Origin of the sequence: Saccharopolyspora mangrovi, from assembly GCF_035320975.1 — a bacterium.
GTDB classification, from domain to species: domain Bacteria; phylum Actinomycetota; class Actinomycetes; order Mycobacteriales; family Pseudonocardiaceae; genus Saccharopolyspora; species Saccharopolyspora mangrovi.
In genome coordinates this window covers 18,598-27,109 of record NZ_JAWLNX010000043.1, presented here as the reverse complement: position 1 = coordinate 27,109, position 8,512 = coordinate 18,598, and the positions used below count along the sequence as shown (strand labels likewise).

6 protein-coding genes are annotated in these 8,512 nt (G+C 68.0%); 4 read left to right on the top strand and 2 right to left on the bottom strand.

Annotated features, from left to right (window positions below):
- On the bottom strand, positions 1-581 hold a 581-nt coding region (locus tag R4I43_RS33630), incomplete at its 3' end, for an isocitrate/isopropylmalate family dehydrogenase (RefSeq protein WP_324269772.1).
- A 1,228-nt stretch (positions 582-1,809) separates the two neighbouring features.
- Positions 1,810-2,730, bottom strand: a complete 921-nt coding sequence (locus R4I43_RS33625; protein WP_324269771.1) for a LysR family transcriptional regulator — start codon at positions 2,728-2,730, stop codon at positions 1,810-1,812.
- A gap of 385 nt (positions 2,731-3,115) precedes the next feature.
- On the opposite strand from R4I43_RS33625, the gene R4I43_RS33620 reads away from it, so the two are divergent.
- Genes R4I43_RS33620 through R4I43_RS33605 form a run of 4 tightly spaced genes read left to right on the top strand, consistent with a single transcriptional unit; the run spans position 3,116 to position 8,405 of the window.
- Positions 3,116-4,441, top strand: coding sequence for an MFS transporter (locus tag R4I43_RS33620; RefSeq protein ID WP_324269770.1), 1,326 nt, complete (start codon positions 3,116-3,118; stop codon positions 4,439-4,441).
- Between the two features lie 21 nt (positions 4,442-4,462).
- Positions 4,463-5,947 (top strand): aldehyde dehydrogenase, encoded by a 1,485-nt coding sequence (locus R4I43_RS33615; RefSeq protein ID WP_324269769.1) that lies wholly within the window; start codon positions 4,463-4,465, stop codon positions 5,945-5,947.
- Entirely contained in the window at positions 5,944-7,371 is a 1,428-nt protein-coding gene (locus R4I43_RS33610; RefSeq protein WP_324269768.1) for an MmgE/PrpD family protein, read from the top strand. Before R4I43_RS33615 ends, R4I43_RS33610 begins: the two co-directional genes overlap by 4 nt.
- Positions 7,368-8,405: a zinc-dependent alcohol dehydrogenase family protein gene (locus R4I43_RS33605; RefSeq protein WP_324269767.1), complete on the top strand. Its 1,038-nt coding sequence runs from the start codon at positions 7,368-7,370 to the stop codon at positions 8,403-8,405. The genes R4I43_RS33610 and R4I43_RS33605 overlap by 4 nt, the downstream gene beginning before the upstream one ends.
- Positions 8,406-8,512 lie beyond the last annotated feature (107 nt).

Genomic DNA, 8,512 nt, shown 5'->3' with positions numbered 1-8,512 from the left:
GAGACCTTCTTGCGGTCGCGCCCGCGCGCGAGGTCGAAGGCGAAGCGCATGATGCGCTCGCAGCCCTTCTCGGTGAACAGCGCGGTCTGCAGCGCCACCTCGTTGCCGGGCCCGCGACCCGCGAGGTTGCGGCCACCGAGACCGGCGTACTCGCCCTCGCTGTTCTCCCGGACCACCACCCAGTCCAGCGGGGTGTCGTCGGCCTTGCGCAGCGGCGAGGTGATGCCGGGGTGGAAGTGCACCGGCCGGACGTTGGCCCACTGGTCGAAGCTCTGGCAGATCCGCAGCCGCAGACCCCACAGGCTGATGTGGTCGGGCACCGACGGCCAGCCCACCGCACCGAAGTACAGCGCATCGAAGTCCTGCAGCGCTTCCAGGCCGTCCTCGTCCATCATGCGACCGGTCTTCTCGTAATACCCGCAGCCCCAGGGGAACTCGGTCCAGTCGAAGGCGAAGCGGCCACCGGACCCCGCGGCCAGCGCGTCCAGCACGGCCCGACCGGCGGCGACCACCTCGGTTCCCACACCGTCTGCGGGAATGGCGGCGATCGTGAAGTTCTGGGACGCGGACGGTGCTGCCAATGGTGGTCACTCCCTGCTGCGCGGACGGCCTGATACGACACCGAGTCAAACCCCCGCACACCCCACACGTCCAAGACGCGCTCCCGATGCGACCGATAGGAGAGGACTATCCTTCCTGGCCCAGTCACTTCTCGGGCTCTTTCGGAGGGTCGTGCTAGCAATAGTTCCTGGATCGTCCAGCCTTGCATTGCGGTCGCGACGGCGAGCGTGACCAGAACGAAGTGGTCCTTAATGGAGCTGAGACGAGATTCAATCGAGATGGATCTCCGCTTAAGAACGGGCCGCCTCGTAACGCATGCGCCGCTTCCGCTCCTCACGGACGGATTGCAGGTGCGCGCGGTGGAGCTGGACAAGGTTCCACCTGCGTGCTCGGAGGGCGCGGTTCAAGTCCTCCTCGGCGCGTTGCGCCCGGTGGTCGAGCTCATCCGCTGTGCACTGAATTAGGGTCATGACCATCGAACCTCGTGATCATCGGGGCCTCTTTTACCGGCACTGCGCGCCTACCGGATGTCGTCAGCAGCTGTCGTCACGCACCTAGCGGCAACCGCGGCCCGGAGCCAACGCTGACGGCGACGCGGACAGCGTCTTGGTGCGTCCGGCACACGGTTCTGGAACCGTCAGGCCCCGGGTTGACGCGGCTGCCTTCGAAGTCGCAGATCCACCTGCCGGTGCACGGGTTGCGGTACACGTGTGGCGTGTGGACACGGGATCGCTTTGGGGCGCGATGCGAGTACATATGGACTCCTGTTGCTCTCCTCATTTGCGGGCCTGCCACGAATCAGATTCCCCGGCCACCCACCCCGACACTCCATCGGAGGACTACCAAGGCCGCTACTTACTTCGGAATCCCGTACCCCGTGCACCGCCGCGCGAATGCCTCATGCCTTACCTGAGCACTCCCTGCCGCGAACGACCCGTACAACACCAAGTCAAACCCTCCGCACACTCCGACGTCCAAGACGTGCTACCGATCCGGCCGATAGGACACAACTATCCGTTGCGGCCCGAAGGTTCCCCGGGAGTGCAGAAACGAGAAGCGGAACATCTTGCCGCACAACGTATCTCGTTGTGAACGATCGAGCGCCTGCTATCGACCGCTCTACGACCAGGCCTCATCGACATCGCGATCTTCAACGCAGGTTGAGTGTTGGGCAACGGAGATCCTACTCGGGGCATCTCAACCGGCGTCGGCCTCGGACGGTGTTCGATTCCAGTCGGTAACCCAGGATCAGTGACTACGGCGGCCGATCCGCGTGTGGGTCGTTGCCCAGTCCCGGAACTCCGAGACGCGCGGATCGACCGCCCTGCGGGTGGAGACGATCAAACCGATGCGCCGGTGCTGAGGCGGTGACACGGCGATCTCCACCGATCCGCTGATCGGGCCGCTGTCACGGGCCGGGAGGATCGCCAGCCCGGCGCCGGCAGCGGCCAGCCCGCGCACGGTCTCGACCTCTTCTGTCTCGAAGCTGTAGCGCGGCCGGATGCCACCGGAAGCGCAGAGACGGTCGATGCGCTGGCGGAGCGCGACCGTCGAGGAGAGGCCCACGAACGTCTCGTCCCGCAGCTCCCTGAGGCGCAAGTGGTCCTTGCCGGCCAGTCGATGCTCTGACGGCATGACGACGACGAACGGCTCACGTCCGAGCTCGGTGGCCTCGATGTCCACGTCGTCGTCGCGCAGTGCCGTCAGTGCGATGTCGACCGACCCAGCGTGCAGGCGAGCGACCAGCTCCTCGTGAGCAGCCTCGAACAGCGCGAACCGCACCTGCGGCCGGACGGCCCGGTAGCCCCGCAGCAACTCCGGTGCGCGAGCGGAAGCTTGGGTGCGCATGAACCCGAACGCGATCCGACCCCGGCGCGGGTCAGCCGCCTCCAGGGCACGAGCCACACCCACGCCGACCGTTTCGCGGGCCTCCCCTGCCGCCTCGGCCAGCGCCCTCCCTGCTGCGGTGAGCTCGGTCCGGCCTCCTACGCGGTGAGTCAGCGGCACACCGACGACGCGGCTGAGCGCTTCCACCCACCGGGTCGCGGTTGACTGCGGTATGCCCAGGGACTCAGCCGCCGCACTCAGCTGACCAGCCCGGGCCATGGCGTGGAGCAGGGACAGCTTCGGCAGCAGTCCGGTGGCGATCGAAACCGACGGTGGCTGCATGTCCGAGGAGTCTAAGCCGGATGGAGGCGACCGCAGCTCCCAAACCTGGATGACGCCGTTTCACAACTGCATAGTCGAAGGTCACAGGGCATCTGCGGACGCCGGGATGTCGTCGTGGGGCCGAGCGGGAGGCCGACACGCTTCCCTTCGAGCCCACAGTGGGTCACTGTCTGACGCAACTCGAGTCGGGGCGAGGAGAAAGGACCTCGAGATCAGCGGTCGGCGGTCGAGCGCCGACGGCGAGCGGACGCGCTCGACGCGATCCGTCAGCCCGCAGTTCCGTGCGGCACGAGCGTCTGTTGCTTCTGTGTGGAGACCGGCGTGCCTCGTGCGCCCCAGCTCTCGTTCCGCGGCGAATTGAACTTCAATGAGGAAGGGACCGACGATGGCGTCGTCCAACAACAAACGGAGGATCCTCGCGGGTTCCTTCGGCAACTTCGTGGAGCTCTACGACTTCTTCGTGTACGGCTTCTCCGTACCGATTCTCGCGACGTACTTCTTCCCGGCCGGCAATCCCACGGTCGGGATCCTCAGCACCTTCGCGATCTACGCCGCCGCATTCCTCATGCGGCCGATCGGGGGCATCCTGTTCGGTCGCTTCGGCGATCGCCTGGGTCGCGTGAAGATGATGACCATCACCGTGCTCGTCATGGGTGGCTGCACGATGCTCATCGGCCTGCTGCCGACCTACGGGCAGATCGGTCTGCTGGCCACAATTCTGCTGGTCATCGCTCGGCTCGGCCAAGGGCTCTCGATGGGCGGCGAGACCAGCGGCGCCTACAGCTATCTGCTCGAATCCGCACCGGAAGGCCGGCGCGGCACCTGGATCGGCGTGGGGGCGGCGATGGCGTTCCTGCCCGCAGCCGTGGTCGGCATCTTCATCCTCGGCCTGCGGACGCTGCTGGGCGACGCCGTCTTCGAGGATTGGGGATGGCGGCTGCCGTTCCTGCTGGGCGGCGTGCTCGGCCTGGTTGGCCTGTACCTGCGGATGAAGGTCGAGGAGCCGGAAGCGTTCGTCGAGTCCCGACGTACGGAAAAGATCACCGACCCGTTGCGGACCGTCCTGCGCACCCACCGGGGGCCGCTGCTCAGCGTGGGGCTGCTGTCCTCGGCCAACGGCCTGGTGACCTACACCCTCAACGGGTACCTCTACACCTACCTGCTCACCGTCGCCGGCCTGGGCCAGGTCGCCGCACTGCTGGTCGTCTCGACGGCGATCGCGACCGCGGCCGTGCTGTACCCGGTGACCGGGATGCTGGCCGATCGGGTGGGCCGCAAGCCGCTGCTGTTGGCCGGCACGCTGTGGACAGCAGCCGGTATCTACCCCGCGTTCCTGCTCGCATCGTCCGGGTCGGTCGGATCCGCCGCCCTGGCCGCTCTGATCCTCGTCGTCGGCACCGCGCTCACGACGACTCCCCAGTTCCTGGTGCAGGCCGAGATGTTCCCGACCGCGGTGCGCTACTCCGGTCACGCCGTCGCGACGAACATCGGCAACGCGCTCTTCGGCGGGACCGTGGCGCTGGTGTCCGGTGCCCTCGTCAGCAGCTTCGGCACCCCGGTCGCTCCCGCGCCCTACATCGCGCTGGTCAGCGTCTTCGCCTTCTTCGTCGTCCTGCGCACCCCCGAGACCCGGACCTACGACCTGCAGCACTCGCACCGGAACACGACTACGGCGTCGCAGCACGCGGCAAGCGAACCGGTCCACGACTGATCCTCACGGAGATCCACACTGATGATCGACACGTTGTCCACCGAACACCTCTACATCGGCGGCCGATGGGTGGCCCCCGATCGCACCGACAGGCTGGGCGTCATTTCGCCCGCGACCGAGGAGGTGGTCGCGTCGGTGCCGGCGGCAGCCCCCTCTGACGTTGACGCAGCGGTCGCGGCCGCCCGCGCTGCGCTTGACGGCGGCTGGGCTCGAACCTCGGTCGCCGACCGGATCGCTCTCGTCCGCGCGCTCCGCGAGGAGATCGACGCGCACCGCCCCGCGTTCGCTGAACTGATCACCACCGAGATGGGATGCCCCATCACCCAGGCTCGCGCCATCCAGGCCGTCAGCCCGGTGCAGATCATGGACGAATACCTCGACGTCGCGCAGCGCTACCCGTTCCGCGAGGTTCGCACCTCGCTCGACGGCGCCTCAGCACTGGTGACCCGCGAACCCGTTGGCGTGGTCGCGGCGGTGATCCCGTGGAACGTCCCGCTCGGCATCGCGGTCCAGAAGCTCACACCAGCCCTGCTGGCTGGCTGCGCGGTCGTCCTCAAGACCGCACCGGAGGCCCCGCTCGACGCCTACCTGCTCGCAGAACTGGTCGAGAAGGCGGGATTGCCACCGGGCACCTTCAACATGCTGTGCGCCGATCGGGAGACCAGCGAGTACCTGGTCCGACATCCCGGCGTGGACAAGGTGACCTTCACCGGTTCCTCGGCAGCCGGTCGACGCATCGCCGCCCTGTGCGGAAACGACCTGCGCCGGGTCACCCTCGAACTCGGTGGCAAGTCCGCGGCGATCGTCCTCGACGACGCCGACGCCGCGGCGACCGCGGAGTCACTACGAATGGGGTCCTTCCGCAACAGCGGGCAGATCTGCACTCTCAAAACGCGCGTCCTCGTCCCCGCGCAACGCCGCGACGAGTTCGCCGACGCCTTGGCGGACATGGTCCGGTCGAGGCCTCAGGGCGACCCGCACGACGAGCGCACGCAGATCGGTCCACTGGTCAGCGCTCGTCAGCGCGCCACCGTTGAGCGCTACCTGGACGGCGCCCGCACCGACGGCGCCAAGGCCCTCACCGGCGGTGGACGACCCGATCGGCTGCCGCACGGGTGGTACGTGGAACCAACCGTGCTGGTCGACGTGGAGCCGGACATGCGCGTCGCGCAGGAGGAGATCTTCGGGCCCGTCGTCGGGCTGATCGCCTACAGCGACGAGACGGAGGCAGTTCGGATCGCCAACGCAACTCCGTACGGGCTCAACGGCGCCGTGTTCACGTCGGATCTCGAGCGCGGGATGCGGGTCGCGAGCAGGATGCACACCGGAACCGTCGAGCTGAACGGAAGCCCGGCTGGGCTGGCGGCGCCGATGGGCGGTGTGAAGGGCAGCGGGATCGGCCGGGAGAACGGCCCGGAGGGCATCGACACCTACGTCGAGCCGAAGGCGATCGGACTGCCGCCCGACGCCCCCGTCCCCTCAACCGCGGGGACGGTGAACCGTTGACCGATACCGCCGCAGACCTCTCAGTCCACTTCGCCGACGCCTGCGCCCACACCCGCTACGACGACCTGCCCCGACCGGCCGCGGAGGCGGCGAAGAAGAGCATTCTCGACACTCTCGGAGTCATTCTCGCTGCGAGCGGAACCGAGCCGGCCGTCACCGGCGTCCTCGACCTCGCACGGGAGATCGGGGGCCGCGGCGAGGCGTCGATCCTGCCCCTAACCGGCCTCTACCCCGCGACCGAGGCCGCGTTCGCCAACGGGGCCATGGCGCACTGCCTCGACTTCGACGACCAGACACCGTGGGGCCAGCACTGCGCGAGCTCCATCGTCCCCGCGGTCCTGGCCCTGGCCGAGCGCAAGGGCGACGTCGAAGGCCGACGTCTGATCACCGCCGTCGCGGTCGGGCAGGACCTCTTCGCCCGGCTCCGGCGCAACGTGGCATGGCGCAAGGACTGGAACCTCTCCAGCGTCCTCGCCGTCTACGCAGCCACCGCGGCGTCGGCCAAGATCCTCGAGCTGTCCGCCGATTCCACCAAGCACGCGCTCGGCATCGCCAGCATGCACTCCGCCGGGGTGATGGAGATGGTGTGCGGGACCGGCAGCAGTCTGCGCGGCATGTACGCCGGTTTCTCGGCTCGGGGTGCGGTCAACGCGACCCTGTTGGCGGAGCGGGGCGTGACCGGGATCGAGCGGCTGTTCGAGGGCGAGTACGGCATCCTCGCCACCTACTTCGGCGGTCGCTACGACCGCGAGGCGATGCTGGACGGCCTCGGGCACACGTTCCAGGGGGCCGACACTCTCTACAAGGCCTGGCCCTCGGTCGGCACCTCGCACAGCCACATCCAGGCGACCATCGACCTTGTTACCGCGCACGATCTCACCGAGGACGACATCAGCGAGATCCGGGTGCACGTGGGCGACTACCACGACCTGATGTGCCGACCGCTCGACGCGCGACGTGCGCCGGTGACCCTCGCCGACGCCAAGTTCAGCCTGCCCTTCCTGGTCGGGCTGGCCGCCGTGCGACGCGACGTCGGGATCATCGACTTCACCCTCGATTCCCTCCGCGATGCACAGGTCACTCGTGCCGCCGCCAAGGTGGTACCGGTGCCGGACCCCGAGCTGGACTGGGTCACCGAACTGCCCGCCGGGCGCGTGCGCATCGTCGTCCGCGACGGCCGCATCCTGGACGGAGTCGGCGACCGGGTCCCCGGAAGCCTCGAACGACCGATGACGTGGGATGAGTTGGACCGCAAGTTCGCCGACTGCGCTGCGGTGGCCGCGCGGCCCACGCCGGCCGACCAGATCGCTCGAGTCCAGACAGCCGTGCGCGACCTCGAGTCCGTGTCCGACGCCGCAGAACTCACCCGACTGCTGACCTCGGACACGACACCTGATCTCGAACGACTAGGAGGCATCCAATGAAAGGCGCGGTCTTCCTCGGTGACCGGAAGGTAGAACTCCGCGAGTTCCCCGATCCCGAGCCCGGCCCCGGCGAGGTCATCGTGCAGACCAGGGCTTCCGGCATGTGCGGAAGCGACCTGCACGTCTACCGGCATCAGCCCGGAGGCCCGGCCACACAGGGCGACCGGATCGTCGGACACGAACCCGCCGGGGTCGTCTGCCAGGTCGGCCAGGGAGTGACCCCGGACGTGGCGTCCGTCGGGGATCGAGTCATGATTCACCACTACATCGGCTGCACCCGATGCGACGCGTGCCGCCTCGGGTGGCCACAGATGTGCACCGGCGCGCCGTTCCAGGCGTTCGGCACGCAAGTTCACGGCGGACACGCGCCGCTGATCAAAGCACCGGCGAGCACATTGGTTCTCCTCGATCCGGCCTTGAGCTTCGAGGCCGGTGCGACGATCGGCTGCGGAACGGGCACAGCCTGGGGCGCGCTCGACCGGCTCGGGAACGTCGGTGGCGAGACCCTGGTCGTGTTCGGCCAAGGGCCGGTCGGTCTGTCCGCAACCCTGCTCGCGACGGCGCGCGGGGCTCGGGTGATCGCCGTCGATCCCGAACCGGCGCGCCGCGCACACGCCCGACGGCTCGGAGCCGCGGCAGTGCTCGACCCGACAGCCAACGACCCCGTTGAGGCACTCCGCGACCTGACAAGCGGAGGAGCTGCGTTTGTGTTGGAGACCTCCGGCAACTCCGCAGCGATCACAGCAGGTCTTCAATCGCTTCGGCCGTGGGGGAGCATCTGCCTGGTCGGATTGGGAGGCGAGGTGGGCTTTCGGGTCGAGGACCACTTCCGCTCCCAGATCACGCTGATGACCTCCTGGACCCTGTCGATCGTCGCCCAACGACGATGCGCCGAGTTCATCGCGACACGCGAACTGCCCGTGGACGACATCTTCACCCACCGATGGGACCTCGACGACGTCGTCGAGGCCTACGCGAATTTCGACCTACAGGCCGGCGGAAAGGGGGTGATCCTTTTCGAGCAGGACGCCTGACCGCCGCGGGCAGGCGGCCATCCGATCGGTCACCGACACGCCGAAATTGACAATATCCCACATAGCGGGATATTGTTCGACGCCGATGTCGGGTGTCGCTCCGCTGC

Coding starts and splice junctions, on each gene's coding strand:
- R4I43_RS33625 (WP_324269771.1), bottom strand. CDS start 2,730: ATGCAGCCACCGTCGGTTTCGATCGCCACCGGACTGCTGCCGAAGCTG.
- R4I43_RS33620 (WP_324269770.1), top strand. CDS start 3,116: ATGGCGTCGTCCAACAACAAACGGAGGATCCTCGCGGGTTCCTTCGGC.
- R4I43_RS33615 (WP_324269769.1), top strand. CDS start 4,463: ATGATCGACACGTTGTCCACCGAACACCTCTACATCGGCGGCCGATGG.
- R4I43_RS33605 (WP_324269767.1), top strand. CDS start 7,368: ATGAAAGGCGCGGTCTTCCTCGGTGACCGGAAGGTAGAACTCCGCGAG.